Source organism: Pseudomonas sp. NFACC14 (genome assembly GCF_900106885.1).
Taxonomy (GTDB): Bacteria; Pseudomonadota; Gammaproteobacteria; order Pseudomonadales; family Pseudomonadaceae; genus Aquipseudomonas; species Aquipseudomonas fluorescens_AA.
This window is the reverse complement of sequence record NZ_FNOA01000003.1, coordinates 102,984-119,673: the sequence shown is the minus strand read 5'-3', so window position 1 is coordinate 119,673 and position 16,690 is coordinate 102,984. Positions and strand designations below refer to the sequence as shown.

The 16,690-nt window shown below is 62.4% G+C and carries 16 protein-coding genes; 10 read left to right on the top strand and 6 right to left on the bottom strand.

The features are described from left to right. Window positions 1-42: 42 nt before the first annotated feature. The 3 genes from BLU85_RS07110 (at window position 43) to BLU85_RS07100 (ending at window position 1,938) form a co-directional block, all read left to right on the top strand. Window positions 43-768: a PA1041 family peptidoglycan-binding anchor lipoprotein gene (locus BLU85_RS07110; protein ID WP_092205455.1), complete on the top strand. Its 726-nt coding sequence runs from the start codon at window positions 43-45 to the stop codon at window positions 766-768. A gap of 146 nt (window positions 769-914) precedes the next feature. Continuing rightward, window positions 915-1,187, top strand: coding sequence for a DUF1145 domain-containing protein (locus BLU85_RS07105; protein WP_092205456.1), 273 nt, complete (start codon window positions 915-917; stop codon window positions 1,185-1,187). Next, window positions 1,180-1,938, top strand: a complete 759-nt coding sequence (locus BLU85_RS07100; protein ID WP_092205457.1) for a hypothetical protein — start codon at window positions 1,180-1,182, stop codon at window positions 1,936-1,938. The genes BLU85_RS07105 and BLU85_RS07100 overlap by 8 nt, the downstream gene beginning before the upstream one ends. Window positions 1,939-2,063: 125 nt before the next feature. On the opposite strand, the gene BLU85_RS07095 is transcribed toward BLU85_RS07100, so the two are convergent. Next, window positions 2,064-2,528 carry a CopD family protein gene (locus BLU85_RS07095; protein ID WP_092205458.1) on the bottom strand — a complete coding sequence of 155 codons (465 nt, stop codon included), beginning with the start codon at window positions 2,526-2,528 and terminating at the stop codon, window positions 2,064-2,066. 99 nt (window positions 2,529-2,627) lie between these two features. Here BLU85_RS07095 and dinG point away from each other — a divergent pair, with 99 nt between their 5' ends. From dinG to pdxH, 4 genes are all read left to right on the top strand, one after another. Then, the gene (gene dinG / locus BLU85_RS07090) at window positions 2,628-4,772 is read left to right on the top strand and encodes an ATP-dependent DNA helicase DinG (RefSeq protein ID WP_092205459.1); all 2,145 of its coding nucleotides are present in this window, start codon (window positions 2,628-2,630) and stop codon (window positions 4,770-4,772) included. 237 nt (window positions 4,773-5,009) lie between these two features. Further along, entirely contained in the window at window positions 5,010-6,155 is a 1,146-nt protein-coding gene (locus BLU85_RS07085; protein WP_092205460.1) for a serine hydrolase domain-containing protein, read from the top strand. 117 nt (window positions 6,156-6,272) lie between these two features. Continuing rightward, window positions 6,273-7,409, top strand: a complete 1,137-nt coding sequence (locus tag BLU85_RS07080) for an OmpA family protein (protein WP_092205461.1) — start codon at window positions 6,273-6,275, stop codon at window positions 7,407-7,409. A 24-nt stretch (window positions 7,410-7,433) separates the two neighbouring features. Beyond that, complete coding sequence (gene pdxH / locus BLU85_RS07075) at window positions 7,434-8,081, top strand: pyridoxamine 5'-phosphate oxidase (protein ID WP_092205462.1); 648 nt, start codon at window positions 7,434-7,436, stop codon at window positions 8,079-8,081. Here the strand turns inward: pdxH and BLU85_RS07070 are convergent. Beyond that, a complete protein-coding gene (locus BLU85_RS07070; protein WP_092205463.1) occupies window positions 8,029-8,313 on the bottom strand; it encodes a hypothetical protein in 285 nt (94 codons plus the stop codon). The genes pdxH and BLU85_RS07070 overlap by 53 nt on opposite strands. A 171-nt stretch (window positions 8,314-8,484) precedes the next feature. Here BLU85_RS07070 and BLU85_RS07065 point away from each other — a divergent pair, with 171 nt between their 5' ends. Next, entirely contained in the window at window positions 8,485-8,949 is a 465-nt protein-coding gene (locus BLU85_RS07065; protein WP_047228399.1) for an outer membrane lipoprotein, read from the top strand. Between the two features lie 1,023 nt (window positions 8,950-9,972). Here BLU85_RS07065 and nhaA read toward each other — a convergent pair. Next, window positions 9,973-11,160, bottom strand: a complete 1,188-nt coding sequence (nhaA, locus tag BLU85_RS07055) for a Na+/H+ antiporter NhaA (RefSeq protein ID WP_092203981.1) — start codon at window positions 11,158-11,160, stop codon at window positions 9,973-9,975. A gap of 269 nt (window positions 11,161-11,429) precedes the next feature. Here nhaA and BLU85_RS07050 point away from each other — a divergent pair, with 269 nt between their 5' ends. After that, window positions 11,430-12,524, top strand: coding sequence for a PLP-dependent cysteine synthase family protein (locus tag BLU85_RS07050; protein WP_092203979.1), 1,095 nt, complete (start codon window positions 11,430-11,432; stop codon window positions 12,522-12,524). 123 nt (window positions 12,525-12,647) lie between these two features. Here the strand turns inward: BLU85_RS07050 and BLU85_RS07045 are convergent, their stop codons facing one another. The 3 genes from BLU85_RS07045 to BLU85_RS07035 all read right to left on the bottom strand — a co-directional run bounded on the left by BLU85_RS07045 (window position 12,648) and on the right by BLU85_RS07035 (window position 15,670). Continuing rightward, window positions 12,648-14,261 carry an NAD(P)/FAD-dependent oxidoreductase gene (locus BLU85_RS07045; protein WP_092203977.1) on the bottom strand — a complete coding sequence of 538 codons (1,614 nt, stop codon included), beginning with the start codon at window positions 14,259-14,261 and terminating at the stop codon, window positions 12,648-12,650. 73 nt (window positions 14,262-14,334) lie between these two features. Next, on the bottom strand, window positions 14,335-15,009 hold the full coding sequence (locus tag BLU85_RS07040) for a COG3650 family protein (protein WP_092203985.1): 675 nt from the start codon (window positions 15,007-15,009) through the stop codon (window positions 14,335-14,337). A gap of 61 nt (window positions 15,010-15,070) precedes the next feature. Further along, window positions 15,071-15,670, bottom strand: coding sequence for a short chain dehydrogenase (locus BLU85_RS07035; protein WP_092203975.1), 600 nt, complete (start codon window positions 15,668-15,670; stop codon window positions 15,071-15,073). 104 nt (window positions 15,671-15,774) lie between these two features. Here BLU85_RS07035 and BLU85_RS07030 point away from each other — a divergent pair, with 104 nt between their 5' ends. Next, window positions 15,775-16,689: a LysR family transcriptional regulator gene (locus BLU85_RS07030; RefSeq protein WP_092203973.1), complete on the top strand. Its 915-nt coding sequence runs from the start codon at window positions 15,775-15,777 to the stop codon at window positions 16,687-16,689. Window position 16,690 lies beyond the last annotated feature (1 nt).

Genomic DNA, 16,690 nt, shown 5'->3' with positions numbered 1-16,690 from the left:
CCTGTGTGACCGGTATGGGCCGGTGACACAGGAGCCTTCACCATGAACCTTCTAATCAGGGCCGCCTTACCGGTACTGCTGGCAAGCAGTCTGTTGTCCGGCTGCGCCACTCACAGCGACGGCAGCGCACCGCTCAATCAACGCACCTGGCCAATCTGTAGCCTGATCGGCGGCGTCGTCGGCGGCGGGTTGGGGGCCATTGAAAGCAGTGGTTGGGCCGCCGGCGGCGCCGCATTGGGGCTGCTGGGCGGTGGCTTGATCTGCTACGCCCAGGATGGCGATGAAGACGGCGACGGTGTGTTCGACCGCCGCGACCGTTGTCCCGATACCCCGGCCAATACGCCGGTCGAGCATCACGGTTGCCCGGTGCCGCAATACCCGGCCAGTGCGCCGCCGGTCGAACCGCCAGCACCGGCGAGCGAGGTCATCACCCTCAACGACGCGGGCAAGGTGCTGTTCGATTTCGACAAATCCGACCTCACCGCAGACGCTCGAAGCCAGCTCGATGGGCTAATGGGCAAACTCAGCCATGCCAATGTCGCCAGCATCCGGGTGGTGGGCCACACCGACAGTGTCGGCACTGATGCCTATAACCAAGGGCTGTCCGAGCGTCGGGCCAGCAGCGTCGTGGAGTATTTGCTGAGCCAGGGGCTGGCCCCCGGCAAACTCACCAGCGAAGGCAAGGGTGAAAGCGAGCCGGTGGCCGACAATGAGACCGATGAAGGGCGGGCGCAGAACCGTCGGGTTGAATTGCATATCCAACGCTGAGGCGCGGCCCAGGGCTGCCGGGTCGTCGGGAGGGCGATCCGGTGGGCCAGGGCCCGGGCTAGATTAAATTTACCGGACCCCCTGGCTTATCCTGCGCGCAAGCCGTTACTGTGCGGGCAAAGAATAATGCTCGATCAGGGGGGCGTATGAAGGTGTTTTGGGGGCTGGGGCGCTTGCTGACCCTGCTGTTCTGGCTGGTGGTGCTGGTCAATCTGGTGGTGCCGTTCGTCCATCCGCTGCATTTGCTGGTCAATGTCGCCGGCGCGTTTCTGCTGGTACTCCATCTGCTGGAACTGTTGTTGTTCCGGGCCAGTTTCCGTGGCCGCCCCGCGCCTGGCCGCGATCGCCTCAGAGTGCTGCTGTTCGGCATCTTCCACGTGCAAACCCTCCCGACCGCACCAGAGGCTTCCCATGCGTAAACTGTGTCTGCTTGCCGCACTCATCTGCCCATGGGCTTCGGCCCAGGTGCTCCAGGTCGAAGGCCATTCGTTGATGCGCCTGCCCAATACCACCAGCACCCTGACCCTGGAACGACTGGAGGTGGCCGATTACGGCACGTTGCTGGTGCCTTCCAATGTCACTGAATTGACCATCGATCAGTTGCACCTGGGGCGTGAAGCGCGGATCGCCATCGTGCCGGCGCAGCAGGTACTGGAAATGAAAGTGGCCCAGGCTGAATTGGCCGAGGGCAGCCAGATCACATCACGCGGCGCCCCGGGGACCTACACCAAGGCCGCGCGGCCGGGGCGTGATCTGAACCTGCATTTCACGGTGTTGAATGCGCCGTTGTTGTCGGTGGACGCCCGTGGCGGCACCGGTGCACCGGGTTTTGTCGGTCTTGACGGTGCCAATGGCCAGGCGCCGGGTTGCACCTGGGGTTCGGCCGGTCGCGGTGCCGACGGCAGCAATGGCAGTGATGGCCAGCCGGGAGCCGCTGGCGCGCAGGTACGCCTCGAACTGCCCCGGGCCTACCCTGCCGAGCAGATCAAGGTGACGGTGGACGGCGGTGCCGGTGGCGCGGCGGGGCACGGCGGCAAACCCGGGGCGGGAGGCAAGGCCAAGGGGTGCCTGGTCTACACCGCCGATGGAGGCAAAAGCGGCCGTCCTGGCGCCGATGGCCAGCCAGGGCCTGCCGGGGCGGCGGGGACGGTGACGGTGCAGCGGTTCTGACGAAAAATCTGATCTGAACCTGTGGGAGCGAGCTTGCTCGCGATGGCGTTGTGTCAGTCGGTGAAGTATTGCCCGACATGCCGTCATCGCGAGCGAGCTCGCTCCCACAGGGCTTTATGTGATTTTCAGAACATCGGTCGCGCCGCACCAATCGCCACCACCAGCAACCCGATCAACAGATTGCTTCCCACCAACCGCCGGATCTTCCCCAGCACCGCCGCACCCGTCGGCCAGTCCTGAGCCGTCACGGCGTTGCGCAATGCGGGCAGCTGCAAGCCCTGGATGCGGATAAACAGCGCCGTCATCACCACATACAACCCCATCATCACCTGCACATAACGCGGCGCGGTTTCGAAACCGGCGAAGCGCAGATGGATCAGGCCTACGCCGCTGATCGGCAAAAGCACGACCGCGACCCAGACCCAGACGAAAAAACGCTGAAACACTTCTACCCACAACTTGAGCCGGGCAGGGCCCTCAAGCGCCGTCATTGCGGCGGGGCGCAGGATCATCCAGGCGAAGAACATGCCGCCAACCCAGACCAGGGCCGCCAGTAAATGCAGGGTGTAGACAAGGGCAAAGGGTGTCATTGGGTTACTCCGTTCTGCGCAGGATTCATTAGCGGGGTATGATAGCCGCCGATCCGAACCACTGAAAATTTATCCAGCGTTTTTAGCGCCCGACCATTCATGATCAGCACCGAACTCAAAACCACGATCCAGGGCGCCTATTCGCGTTTTCTCGAAGCCAAGAGCCTCAAGCCGCGATATGGCCAGCGCCTGATGATTGCCGAAGTGGCAAAAGTCCTGGGCGACATCGACACCGACGACGAAGGCCGGCGCAGCGGCGAGCCTGCCGTCGTGGCGGTGGAGGCCGGCACCGGTACCGGCAAGACCGTGGCCTACAGCCTGGCGGCGATTCCCACCGCCAAGGCCGCCGGCAAGCGCCTGGTGATCGCCACGGCCACCGTCGCCCTGCAGGAGCAGATCGTCTACAAGGACCTGCCCGACCTGATGCGCAACAGTGGGCTGAACTTCACGTTCGCGCTGGCCAAGGGCCGCGGGCGCTACATGTGCCTGTCCAAGCTCGACATGTTGCTCCAGGAAGGCCAGGCGCAGACCGCCACGGCCCAGTTGTTCGAAGAAGAAGGCTTCAGGATCGAGGTGGATGAAGCCAGCCAGAAGCTGTTCACCAGCATGATCGAGAAACTGGCGGGCAATAAATGGGACGGCGACCGCGACAGCTGGTCCACGGCGCTGGAAGACGCTGACTGGTCCCGCCTGACGACCGACCATAGCCAGTGCACCAACCGCCATTGCCCGAACTTCGGCCAGTGCGCCTTCTACAAGGCTCGCGAAGGCATGGGCAAGGTCGACGTCATCGTCACCAACCACGACATGGTCCTGGCCGACCTGGCCCTGGGCGGCGGTGCGGTGCTGCCGGACCCGCGCGACACGATCTACGTGTTCGACGAAGGCCATCACCTGCCGGACAAGGCCATCGGCCATTTCGCCCATTACACCCGGCTGCGTTCCACCGCCGACTGGCTGGAAACCACCGCCAAGAACCTCACCAAGCTGCTGGCCCAGCATCCGTTGCCGGGTGACCTGGGCAAGTTCATCGAGCAAGTGCCCGAGCTGGCACGGGAAATCAAGACGAATCAGCAGTTCATGTTCACCGCGTGCGAGCAAGTGGCCGATTTCAAACCCGGCGAAGACGTCGAGGGCCGCGAGCGGCCACGCCATCGCTTCGTCGGCGGTGTGATTCCTGAGCACATGCGCGAAATGGGCATCGAGCTCAAGAAAGGTTTCGCACGCCTGACCGACCTGTTCACGCGCCTGACCGACCTGCTCAAGGAAGGCATGGACGGCGAGGTCAACATCGGTATCGCCAGCAACCAGGCCGAGGAGTGGTACCCGCTGTTTGGCAGCCTGTTGTCCCGATCCCAGGGCAACTGGGAGCTGTGGACGGCATTCACCGCCGAAGACCCGGAGGACAACCCGCCGATGGCGCGCTGGCTGACCCTGGCTGAAAGCGGTTCGCTGTTCGACATCGAGGTCAATGCCAGCCCGATCCTGGCCGCGGAAATGCTGCGGCGCAACCTGTGGAACGTGGCCTATGGCGCGCTGGTGACGTCCGCCACGCTGACCGCCCTGGGCACGTTCGACCGCTTCCGCATGCGCGCTGGCCTACCGAAGAAAGCCGTGACCGCCGTGGTCCCGAGCCCCTTCCATCACGCCGACGCCGGCGTGCTGCGGGTGCCCGACCTCAAGGCCGACCCACGGGATGCCGCCGCCCACACTGCGGCGATCATCCGCGACCTGCCGGAACTGGTGGAAGGCTCACGGGGCACGCTGGTGCTGTTTTCCTCGCGCAAACAGATGCAGGACGTGTTCGATGGCCTTGATCGTGACTGGCGCAAGCAGGTGTTCATCCAGGGCAACCTGTCGAAGCAGGAAACACTGAACAAGCACAAGGCACGGGTCGACGGTGGGGACTCCAGCGTGCTGTTCGGCCTGGCGAGCTTCGCCGAAGGCGTGGACTTGCCCGGTGCCTATTGCGAACACGTGGTGATTGCCAAGATCCCGTTCTCGGTTCCCGACGACCCCGTGGAGGCGGCGCTGGCCGAGTGGATCGAGGCCCGCGGTGGCAATCCGTTCATGGAAATCTCCGTGCCGGACGCTTCGCTGAAACTGGTCCAGGCGTGTGGCCGCTTGCTACGTACCGAAGAGGATCGCGGCACCATCACTTTGCTTGACCGACGGCTGGTCACCCAGCGCTATGGCAAGGCAATCCTCAATGCATTGCCGCCATTTCGGCGGGAGATTTCCTGAGGCTGCTGCGATTTCACGGTGAAACCATGTATTTGTGGGAGCAAGGCTTGCCCGCGATGAAGGCACCTGGGTCTCAGAAAGACCTCACAGGCCTCGTCGCGGGCAAGCCTTGCTCCCACAGGTTCTTCTTGCCACAGGGGCATGCTTAGCCAGCCGTCCTGTGGCGGTTCCCAAATGACCTAATGCCTGAAACAATGCCAGCCACTCTAAAAAGTCTTTGTTTCAAGGGAGTTGCGGGTGCAGATTCAAGGCCATTATGAGCTTCAGTTCGAGGCGGTGCGTGAAGCGTTCGCGGCGCTGTTCGATGATCCCCAGGAACGTGGCGCGGCGTTGTGCATCCAGGTGGGTGGTCGCACGGTGATCGACCTGTGGGCCGGTACCGCCGACAAGGATGGCCATGAAGCCTGGCACAGCGACACCATCGCCAACCTGTTTTCCTGCACCAAGACATTCACCGCCGTCACCGCCCTGCAACTGGTGGCCGAAGGCAAGTTGCAGTTGGACGCCCCGGTAGCCCGCTATTGGCCAGAGTTTGCTGCGGGCGGCAAGCAATCCATCACCCTGCGCCAACTGCTTTGCCACCAGGCTGGGCTGCCGGCGCTGCATGAATTGCTGCCGCCCGAAGCGCTTTATGACTGGCAAGCCATGGTCGATGCCCTGGCTGCCGAAACACCTTGGTGGACGCCGGGCGAAGGCCACGGTTATGCCGCGATCACTTACGGCTGGCTGGTGGGTGAGCTGTTGCGCCGGGCCGATGGGCGAGGCCCGGGGGAGTCCATCGTCGCCCGCGTCGCCAAGCCGTTGGGCCTGGATTTCCACGTTGGCCTGGCCGACGACGAGTTCCATCGCGTGGCCCACATCGCCCGTGGCAAAGGCAACGCCGGCGATGCGGCGGCCCAGCGCCTGCTGCAGGTGACGATGCGCGAACCGACGGCCATGACCACACGGGCCTTTACCAACCCACCGTCGATCATGACCAGCACCAACAAGCCGGAATGGCGGCGCATGCAACAACCAGCGGCCAATGGCCACGGCAATGCCCGCAGCCTGGCCGGGTTCTATGCGGGGTTGCTGGACGGCAGCCTGCTGGAAGGTGAAATGCTCGACGAACTGACTCGCCAGCACAGCTTTGGCGAGGACAAGACGTTGTTGACCCAGACCCGTTTCGGCCTGGGTTGCATGCTCGACCAGCCGGATGTGCCGAACGCGACCTACGGCCTCGGCCCGCGGGCGTTCGGTCATCCGGGGGCCGGGGGCTCCATCGGGTTTGCCGATCCCGAACATGATGTAGCGTTCGGTTTCGTGACCAACACGCTTGGGCCTTACGTTTTGATGGACCCGCGCGCGCAAAATCTTGCGCGGGTGCTTGCCACTTGTCTATAAAGCGCCATTGAAGGCCATGGACACAGGAACCTCGTGTCCTTTTAAGTTTCGAAGCGTCTGTTTATGCGGCCAAGACATGGCCTTGTTTTTTCATTTAGATCATTTTGTGGATATCCAATGTCATCGAATAAAACCCTCGCTCTGGCGCTGTGCTTCGCTATCACCGGTTGCGCACAAAACCCACAAAATGATGCCGAGGGCAGCGGCGGCTGGTGGCCGTTCGGCTCTTCCGACAAGGTGGCGGCCAAGGAAACGGCGCCAGCGGCGCCCCTGAAGCCTGCCGCTGTCGCACCGCAAGCCAAGGCCGAGAGTGCCAGCCACTGGTGGTGGCCGTTCTCTTCCGAGGAAACCGCCGCAGACGCCGCCAGAAAAGTCGAAGCAAAGGCAGACGCGCAAGCCAAGCCTGAGGCCAAGGCACCGACAGCTGTTGCCAAGGCCGAAGCCGAAAGCAATGGCAAGTGGTGGTGGCCGTTCGGCGGCAAGGACCAGGAAACCGCCAAGGCGGTGCCGATGCCCGATCCGAAAGTCACCCAGGCCTGGCTCGACGACTACGAGCCGAAGCTGCGCACGGCGATCCAGGACAGCAAGCTCGAACTCGAGCGCCGCGACAATGTGCTGGTGGTCACCGCGCCCGTGGACAGTTCCTTCAACCCGGACCGTCCGGCGATGCTGCTGCCCGTGACCCTCGGCCCGTTCACCCGCGTGGCGAAGCTCCTTGAAGCCGACCCGAAGACCGCTGTGCTGATCCTTGGTCACGCCGACACCTCGGGCGCCGTACCGGCCAACCTCAAGCTCAGTCAGGAGCGTGCCCAGGCCGTGGCGGCGATTTTCCGCCTCAGTGGCCTGCAGCGTGATCGCCTGATGCTGCGTGGCATGGGCGCAGTGGCGCCACGCGCGGCCAACGACAGCGTTGAGGGCCGCGCCTTGAACCGTCGTGTGGAATTGCTGGTCACGCCGGCCAACACCATGGTTGCGCTACTGAGCAAGTACAACATGCCGGCCCCGGCTCCAGTGACGATGGTTGCCGCCCAGGATGTGAAGCCTGCGGCCCCGGCGCCTGCGCCTGCGGCTAAAAAAGCGGTGGCCTCGACCACCAAAGCCGCAGCCAAGAAAGCACCGGCCAAGAAAGCCGCGACCAAGGCGCCTGCAAAGAAGGTCGCGGCCAAGCCCGCTACCCCAGCCAAGAAGCCCCAACCGGCCAAAGCCGCCACCGATACCAAGAAAGTCGCGGCCGCCGATACCCCCAAGCAGTGATGGGCTAACCACAAGGAATGCGCCATGACCCAAGCGCTGGCTGATATGCGCCGCGACTACACCCGCGATGGCCTGACCGAGGCGCAAGCCCCGGCCGAGCCGTTCGCCCTGTTCCACCAATGGTTCGCCGACGCGGTAAAGACCGAACAGGCCCCGGTGGAGGCCAACGCCATGACCCTGGCCACGGTGGATGAGCAGGGACGTCCGCACTGCCGGATCCTGCTGCTCAAGGGCCTGGATGCCCAGGGCTTCACGTTCTTCACCAACTACGACAGCGCCAAGGGCCAGCAACTGGCTGCGAACCCGTTTGCGGCCATGACGTTTTTCTGGCCGACCCTTGAGCGCCAGGTGCGCATCGAGGGCAAGGTGGTGAAGGTCACGGCGCAGGAATCGGACGCCTACTACCAAGTCCGTCCGCTGGGCAGCCGCTTGGGCGCCTGGGCGTCACCCCAGAGCCGGGTGATTGCCGGGCGCGGCGAACTGGAAGACCTGCTCAAGGCCACCGAGCAGCGCTTCAGCGACAGCCAGCCACACTGTCCCGAGCATTGGGGCGGTTATCGCCTGCTGCCCGAACGCATCGAGTTCTGGCAGGGCCGTCCGAGCCGCCTGCACGATCGCCTCAACTATCGCCTGCAAGGGGCGCAGTGGGCTCGCGAGCGTCTGGCGCCTTAGCATCGGGATAACCTGCCGCGGCGCTCTGGAGCCATTGCGGCAGGTCGCGGCGCTTGATGCCTTGTGCCTGGGCGCGGGCCAATTGTTGCAACATGTAGGTTTTCTTTTGCCCATCCGGCCCCGCCAGTGAAAGCGCCAGATCGCGATCCACCCAGCGTTTGATCCGCACGTACAGCCACCAGTGGAAATACAAACCGGCCACGGTGGTGGCGACGATAATGAAATAATCCATGAAAAATTCCAGGGTTGATGACGCAGGTTTCGGAAATTGACGCTACTGTTTGGTGAATTTTTCGGGCGCGCCTGTATCCCACCTGAATGAAAGCAATTTTATCCCGGCGAGGCCGTGACAGGCGTCAAGCTGCGGAGTTTAATGAATCCCTGTCTTTTGGAGTTTGATGCTATGCGTAAGTCTGTTTTGCTGGTTGCTTCCTTTTCCACGATGGCGATGTTGCTCACTGGCTGTCAGTCGAGCCTGACCGGTGACTCCTACTCCCGTGACGAAGCGCGTCGCGTGCAGACGATTCGCATGGGCACGATCGAAGCCTTGCGTCCGGTCAAGATCGAAGGCACCAAGACCCCAATCGGCGGTGCGGCCGGTGCTGTGGTCGGTGGTGTAGGCGGCAGTGCCATCGGTGGTGGTCGTGGCAGCATCGTCGCTGCCGTGATCGGTGCCGTGGCGGGCGGCCTGATTGGTTCGGCTACTGAAGAAGGCCTGACCCGTACCCAGGGTGTGGAAATTACCGTTCGTGAAGATGACGGCAGCATGCGTGCCTATGTGCAGCAGGTTCAGGAAAACGAGGTGTTCCGTGTGGGTGAGCGGGTTCGTATTTCCACTGTGGATGGTACGAGTCGCGTATCGCACTAAGCTTGAGTCGGTAATTGAAAACGGCGCTTATTCCGGGAGTGGAAAGCGCCGTTTTTTTATGGCTTCGTTTCGGGTGACGGGTGTATATCCGTTTTTTGCGTAACGGCGGCTTATGGTTCCGCTCTTACAGCGGGTCACTTTTGAAAAGCCTGCGCGGCCCGGCGAAAAGTAACCAAAACGCTCTTGCCCCACCACTCGGTGCCTCGCCTAGGCTCGGCATGCCTGAACGAAGGCCTTGCTCCGTGGGCCGCCGCGAAGGGCCATCCATGGCCCAGCGCGGCTACCTCGGCATCCATGCCGAGGTGCCCACTGCGCAAGGCCTTCGTTCAGCCATCGTGGTTAACGGGGCGCCCCAGATCAAAAGCCGAAGCGAGGCGGCCTTATAGCCGGCCTGGTTCTTCCGGATTTTACCCAGCCCCAGTGTGGGAGCGAGCTTGCTCCGGATAGCGGTGCTTCAGTTACATAGATGTTGGACCTACTGTCGTCATCGCGAGCAAGCTCGCTCCCACAATGGTTCTATTTTCTATATAAGTTTGTGTTTGCTGAAATTTAATTGCGAACCTGCTCTCAGTCGTTGCTATTCAAATTAATTGCTCTTGCTCTTGCTCTTGCTCTTGCTCTTGCTCTTGCTCTTGCTCTTGCTCTTGCTCTTGCTCTTGCTTTAGATGTTGATCTCGGCGCCCCATTAACCACGCTGGCTGAACGAAGGTATTGCGCAGTGGGCAACCCGGCATGGATGCCGGGTTAGCCGCGCTGGGCCATGGATGGCCCTTCGCGGCGGCCCACGGAGCGATGCCTTCGTTCAGGCATGCCGAGCCTAGGCGAGGCACCGAGTGGTGGGGCAAAGCGTTTTTGGTTACTTTTGGCGCTCTTCCAAAAGTGACCCGCCGTAAGGGCGGAACCCTAAGTAGCCGTTACCGCAGAAACGGATATACACACCAACCATACTTCTACTTGTCCATCAGTTACTGGTAGGGCCGGATATTGAGGACCCGAAACGACTTAAAGACGTGTTGGAAAGTATCAGGAAGGCAATGCCGCCCGCTTGCGACTGGCCGCTGCCGTCACCGCATAACCCAGCAACGCCGCCAGGATCGAACCGGTGAGGATCCCCATCCGGTCCATGCCAGCGTAGTCACTCACACCCGGCTCGAACGCCAGGGAGCCGACGAACAGGCTCATGGTGAAACCAATCCCGCACAGGATCGCCACGCCCAGTACCTGGCCCCAATTGGCGCCGGCGGGCAGGCTGGCGATGCCGATTTTCACGGTCAGCCAGGTCAGGCCGAAGACGCCGACGGTCTTGCCCAGCAACAGGCCGATGGCGATGCCCATCGGCACGTGATGGGTGAAGCTCTCGACGGTGACGCCGCTCAAGGACAGGCCGGCGTTGGCGAAGGCGAACAGCGGCAGGATACCGTAGGCCACCCAGGGATGCAGGGCATGTTCCAGGGTGAGCAGCGGCGAAGTCTCGGCGTTTTTCGTGCGCAGCGGAATGCAGAACGCCAGGGTGACACCGGCCAATGTTGCATGGACACCGCTCTTGAGCACGCAGACCCAGAGGATCAGGCCCACGACCATGTAGGGCCCGAGCTTGACCACGCCCATCCGGTTCATCGCCACCAGCACGGCGATGCAGGCGGCCGCCAGCATGAGCGACAAGGTCGACAGGGCGCCGGAATAGAAGATGGCGATGATGATAATGGCGCCCAGGTCATCGATGATCGCCAGGGTCATCAGGAACAGTTTGAGCGACACCGGCACTCGCTTGCCGAGCAAGGCCAGCACGCCGAGGGCGAACGCGATGTCAGTGGCCGTCGGAATCGCCCAGCCGGCGAGGGCGGCCGGGTTGTCGCGGTTGAGAAACCAGTAGATCAGCGCCGGCACCACCATGCCGCCAATCGCCGCCGCGCCCGGCAAGACGATTTGCGACGGCTTTGATAGTTGCCCGTCGAGTACTTCACGCTTGACTTCGAGGCCGATGAGCAGGAAGAACATCGCCATCAGGCCGTCGTTGATCCACAGCAGCAGGGGTTTTGCGATCTTCAGGGCGCCCACCTGGGCGACTACCGGGGTGTCCAGCAGGCCGTTATACAACCAGGACAGCGGTGAATTGTTGATGACCAGGGCCAGTACGGCGGCGGCGATCAGCAGCAGGCCGCTGGCAGCCTCCAGTTGAAAAAAACGTGTCAGAGAATTGCGTAGAGCCACGATCGCTCTCCATGTATCGAATCAAAAAGATGGCACACCCTAACCCGTACTGTTAGTTGTTAAAACAAAAGTTATATTCTTTTTTGTTATATGTCGTTACAAGGCCTGCGCCACGCAGTCGGCAGTTACGGGTCATATTGGACCTTAGCTGTACCTGTGCGTGATGTCGGGTTTTTCCTAAGCTGTCGTCTGGTTTTTCCGAACTCCAGCCGTGCCTGCACGACCGCGTGATCTCCCCACGCTGAATACGATCAGTGAGCAAACACACCATGAACGACCATCGCCAGTGGGCTCGTGAAGCGATCCGCATCATCGAGGCCGACTTCCAGCGCAGCGCCGATACCCACCTGATTCCGCTGCCGCTGCCTGGCCTGCCGGGCATCGAGCTGTACTTCAAGGACGAGTCCAGTCATCCCACCGGCAGCCTCAAGCATCGGTTGGCCCGCTCGCTGTTTCTCTATGCGTTGTGTAACGGCTGGCTCAAGCCAGGTGCGCCAGTGATCGAGGCCTCCAGTGGCTCGACGGCGATTTCCGAGGCTTACTTCGCCAGGTTGCTGGGCCTGCCGTTCATTGCGGTGATGCCGGCGACCACCTCCAGGGAAAAAATCGCACAGATCGCTTTCTATGGCGGTCAGAGCCACCTGGTGGATGATCCTACGCAGATCTACGCCGAATCCGAGCGTCTGGCCCGCGAGCATGACGGGCATTTCATCGACCAGTTCACCTATGCCGAGCGGGCCACGGACTGGCGGGCCAATAACAACATTGCCGAATCGATCTTCCAGCAGATGCGCTTCGAGCGGCATCCGGAGCCCACATGGCTGATCTCCAGCCCCGGCACCGGCGGCACCACGGCCACCCTGGGACGCTATGTCCGTTACCGCCAGCACGGCACCCGTGTGCTGTGTGCCGACGCCGAGCGTTCGGTGTTCTTCGATTACTACCGCAGTGGCGACGCCAGCCTGCGCCTGGATTGCGGTTCACGCATCGAGGGTATCGGCCGGCCGCGAGTCGAAGCGTCGTTCCTGCCGAACGTCATCGATGCGATGGTCAAGGTGCCGGACGCCTTATCGCTGGCGGCCATGCATTACCTGGCCGGGCGTCTGGGACGACGGGTCGGCGGGTCCAGCGGCACCAACCTGATCGGCGCACTCATGGCGGCCCGGCAGATGGCGGATGCGGCGGAGTCGGGGTCGATCGTGGCGATCTTGTGTGACGGCGGCGAGCGCTACGCCACGACCTATTACGACCCGGCATGGCTCAAGGCCCAAGGTTATGAGTTGAGCGGGCTGATGGACATCGTGGCGGCGAGTGTGGAGCGGGGTGAGGCACTGCCGGAGAGTGTGTTGCGGGCCAATATCTGAATCTTGAAAACCCCGGGGTCCCTTGTGGGAGCGAGCCTGCTCGCGATAGCGGTGGATCAGTCAACATCTGTGTTGAATGCCAGGCCGCCATCGCGAGCAAGCTCGCTCCCACAGGGCCAACTGTCAGGCTTCGAGGCCGAGAATGTTTCGCGCCACCGCTTCGGCAATCCGAATCCCATCCACCCCCGCCGACAGGATCCCGCCCGCATAACCGGCGCCTTCACCCGCCGGGAACAGGCCTTTGACGTTCAGGCTCTGCAGCGATTCGTTGCGGGTGATGCGCAGGGGCGATGAGGTGCGGGTTTCGATGCCGGTCAGCACGGCGTCGTGCAGCGAGTAGCCGCGAATCTGTTTCTCGAATGCCGGCAAGGCTTCGCGGATGGCTTCGATGGCGAAGTCCGGCAAGGCCAGGGCCAGATCCCCCAGGGACACCCCAGGCTTATAGGACGGTTCGACGCTGCCCAGTGCCGTAGACGGCTTGCCGGCGATGAAATCGCCCACCAGTTGCGCCGGGGCCTCGTAGTTGCTGCCGCCGAGCACGAACGCGTGGGATTCCAGGCGTTCCTGCAACTCGATACCGGCCAGCGGGCCACCCGGATAATCCACTTCCGGGGTAATGCCGACGACGATGCCAGAGTTGGCGTTGCGCTCATTGCGCGAATACTGGCTCATGCCGTTGGTGACGACGCGGTTCGGCTCGGACGTCGCCGCTACCACGGTGCCGCCCGGGCACATGCAGAAGCTGTACACCGAGCGGCCATTCTTGGCGTGGTGCACCAGTTTGTAGTCGGCGGCGCCGAGTTTCGGATGGCCGGCGTACTTGCCCAGGCGCGCGCTGTCGATCAGCGATTGCGGGTGTTCGATGCGGAAGCCCACCGAGAACGGCTTGGCTTCCATGTACACGCCACGGCTGTGGAGCATACGGAACGTGTCTCGGGCGCTGTGGCCGAGGGCGAGGATCACGTGTTTCGAATGAATGCGTTCACCGCCGGCCAATTCGACGCCGACCAGTTGGCCGTCTTCGATCAGCACATCGGTGACCCGTTGCTGGAAGCGTACTTCGCCGCCCAGGGCGCGGATCTGCTCACGCATGGTTTCCACCACGCCTGTCAGGCGGAACGTGCCGATGTGCGGCTTGCTGACGTAGAGGATTTCTTCCGGCGCCCCGGCCTTGACGAATTCATGCAGGACCTTGCGGCCAAGGAATTTCGGGTCCTTGATCTGGCTGTAGAGCTTGCCGTCGGAAAACGTCCCTGCGCCGCCTTCACCGAACTGCACATTGGACTCGGGGTTGAGCACACTTTTGCGCCACAGGCCCCAGGTGTCCTTGGTGCGCTGGCGCACTTCCGGGCCGCGTTCGAGGATGATCGGCTTGAAACCCATCTGCGCCAGCAACAGGGCGGCGAAAATCCCGCACGGGCCGAAGCCGACCACGATCGGCCGCTCGTTCAAGTCGGCCGGGGCCTGGCCCACCACTTTGTAGCTGACATCCGGCGCTTCGTTGACGTTACGGTCATCGGCGAACTTGCGCAGCAGGCTGGCTTCATCACGCACCGTCAGGTCGATGGTGTAGATGAAGCACAGTTCGGAGGATTTCTTGCGCGCATCGTAGCTGCGCTTGAACAGGGTGAAGTCGAGCAGGTCATCGCTGGCGATGCCCAGGCGCTGCACGATGGCAGGGCGCAGGTCTTCTTCGGGGTGATCGATTGGCAGCTTGAGTTCGGTGATTCGTAACATGGCGGGGTCCGGTTCGCGGGATGCACAACTGCACCAGGGCGTGAACCGGCGATTATAAGCCAAAAGCTGCGAATCAGTCGTCGCGCGCGCCGCCGAAGTAGGCACAGCCGCGTTGGACCTGGCCGTTGACCCGCAACTCGGCGCTCATGTGTTGCACGCTGTCGCTGACACTGTCGACACAACGCGCAGGTGTGACCCAGAGCTCGACTTTCTGGCCGTTGGCCTCGGTGCCCAGGTTGAAGCGGCCATCGCCCAATTGCTCCTCGACGTAAGGCACCGCCAGCGGCGGCTGGCCTTCGCGGTCCAGCACCAGGCCCTTGCCACTGGCCTTGAGCGTCCATTCCGGGCTGTGCCCCGCGGCGCGCAGGATCACTCGTTTGAAGTCGACGTCTTCGCAAGCCGTTCCCGAGCGCTCCAGGCGATACAGCTGTTCAACGTCCAACTGACTGTCGGTGCCGGCCGCTGCGCTGGAAACGATACGGCCACGTACATCGGCAAACAGCTTGCCCCGGTCATCGGCCAGGCTGGCGGCCTGTTGCAGCACGCTGGTGCCACCGCTGTCGTTGACGATGTAGCGGCGCTGTTCCTGGCACGGCTGGAACACCAGTTTGCCATCGGCCGCCGTGAGTTCGCCTTGCAGGCGTGTCTGGCCGGCGTGGGAGGCGCTCTGACGTGGGGTGTCGAGCAATTGGCAGCCGGTGAACAGCGGCAGGAGGGCGACAAACAGCAGGGAGCGGGCGGCACGCATCATTGGGTCTCCAGACAAGTGCCGCCACGTTACTCAGACTGATCCTGCATCACAAGGGGGGTTAGCCCACGTGAAAGGTCTGACCGGTTTGTAGGCCTTCGACGCTCTTGGCGTAGGCCAATGCCACATCCACTGCGGGTACGGGTTTGAAACCGCGGAAATAAGGCGCGTATTTGTCCATGGCTTCCAGCAGCACGTTCGGGCTCACCGAGTTGACCCGCAGGCCCCGTGGCAACTCGATTGCCGCGGCGCGCACGAAACTGTCCAGGGCGCCGTTGACCAGGGCCGCCGAAGCACCGCTCTTGATCGGGTCGTGGCTGAGCACGCCGGTGGTGAAGGTGAAGGACGCGCCGTCATTGGCGAATTCGCGACCGATCAGCAGCAGGTTGACCTGGCCCATCAGCTTGTCTTGCAAGCCCAGGGCAAAGCTGTCTTCGGTCATGTCGGCCAGGGGCGCAAAGGTGACGTTGCCGGCGGCACAGACCAGGGCGTCAAAACGGCCAGTCTTCTCGAACAGGGCGCGAATCGAGGCGCTGTCGCTGATATCCACTTGCAATTCGCCGCTGTGGCGGCCGATCCGAACGATTTCGTGGCGGGGCGACAGTTCTTTATCAATGGCCGAACCGATAGTGCCGTTGGCGCCGATCAAGAGGATTTTCATGAGCTGTTCCTTAATGGGTTGAATGAGTTTTCAGTCTAGAGGGGTTCTTTCCAGTGATAATCATGCTAATAGGCAACCTTTGGTTTTCATTTGGAAACAATCCAATGAGCGAAATGGATGACCTGGCGGCGTTCGCCGTGTTGATGGAGGCCGGCAGTTTTACCTTGGCGGCCCAGCAATTGGGGTGCAGCAAGGGCCAGTTGTCCAAGCGCATCAGCCTGTTGGAGAATCGGTTTTCGGTGGTATTGCTGCAACGCACCACTCGGCGCTTGAGCCTCACGGCGGCCGGGGCGGCGCTGTTGCCTCAGGCCCAGGCGCTGTTGGTGCAGGTGGAAAGGGCACGTCAGGCATTGGCTCGGTTGAAGGATGACATTTGCGGGCCGGTGCGTATGACGGTTCCGGTTTCGTTGGGTGAAACCTTCTTCGAGGGCTTGCTGATGGAGTTCGCTCGCACGTACCCCAATGTGCAGATCGAACTGGAGCTCAACAACGGTTACCGTGACTTGAGCCGCGATGGTTTCGACCTGGCGATCCGTTCCGACGCCGCCATCGATGAGCGGCTGGTGGCCCGGCCATTGTTGGCGTGGCACGAAATGACCTGCGCCAGCCCGGCCTACCTCGAACACTATGGCGAGCCTGAGACGCCCCAGGCCCTGGCCGAGCACCGCTGTCTGCTCAACAGTCACTACAGCGGCCGGGAAGAATGGCTCTACCACCAACAACACGAACTGTTGCGGGTCCGAGTGTCGGGACCGTTCGCCAGCAATCACTACAGCCTGCTGAAAAAAGCCGCCCTGGCCGGTGCCGGAATCGCCCGGCTGCCGTCGTACCTGCTGCATGAAGCGTTGGCGGACGGACGCCTGCATTGGCTGCTGCGCGACTACCAGACCCGGCGCATGCCGATGTACCTGGTGCACCCGTACCAGGGCGGCCTGCCCAAGCGCACCCAGGTGCTGGCCGACTATTTGATCGACTGGTTCAAGCGCAGCGGCGAGGCGCTGGATCGGCTACAGCGATAAC

Coding starts and splice junctions, on each gene's coding strand:
- BLU85_RS07110 (WP_092205455.1), top strand. CDS start 43: ATGAACCTTCTAATCAGGGCCGCCTTACCGGTACTGCTGGCAAGCAGT.
- BLU85_RS07105 (WP_092205456.1), top strand. CDS start 915: ATGAAGGTGTTTTGGGGGCTGGGGCGCTTGCTGACCCTGCTGTTCTGG.
- BLU85_RS07100 (WP_092205457.1), top strand. CDS start 1,180: ATGCGTAAACTGTGTCTGCTTGCCGCACTCATCTGCCCATGGGCTTCG.
- BLU85_RS07095 (WP_092205458.1), bottom strand. CDS start 2,528: ATGACACCCTTTGCCCTTGTCTACACCCTGCATTTACTGGCGGCCCTG.
- dinG (WP_092205459.1), top strand. CDS start 2,628: ATGATCAGCACCGAACTCAAAACCACGATCCAGGGCGCCTATTCGCGT.
- BLU85_RS07080 (WP_092205461.1), top strand. CDS start 6,273: ATGTCATCGAATAAAACCCTCGCTCTGGCGCTGTGCTTCGCTATCACC.
- pdxH (WP_092205462.1), top strand. CDS start 7,434: ATGACCCAAGCGCTGGCTGATATGCGCCGCGACTACACCCGCGATGGC.
- BLU85_RS07070 (WP_092205463.1), bottom strand. CDS start 8,313: ATGGATTATTTCATTATCGTCGCCACCACCGTGGCCGGTTTGTATTTC.
- BLU85_RS07065 (WP_047228399.1), top strand. CDS start 8,485: ATGCGTAAGTCTGTTTTGCTGGTTGCTTCCTTTTCCACGATGGCGATG.
- BLU85_RS07050 (WP_092203979.1), top strand. CDS start 11,430: ATGAACGACCATCGCCAGTGGGCTCGTGAAGCGATCCGCATCATCGAG.
- BLU85_RS07045 (WP_092203977.1), bottom strand. CDS start 14,261: ATGTTACGAATCACCGAACTCAAGCTGCCAATCGATCACCCCGAAGAA.
- BLU85_RS07040 (WP_092203985.1), bottom strand. CDS start 15,009: ATGCGTGCCGCCCGCTCCCTGCTGTTTGTCGCCCTCCTGCCGCTGTTC.
- BLU85_RS07035 (WP_092203975.1), bottom strand. CDS start 15,670: ATGAAAATCCTCTTGATCGGCGCCAACGGCACTATCGGTTCGGCCATT.
- BLU85_RS07030 (WP_092203973.1), top strand. CDS start 15,775: ATGAGCGAAATGGATGACCTGGCGGCGTTCGCCGTGTTGATGGAGGCC.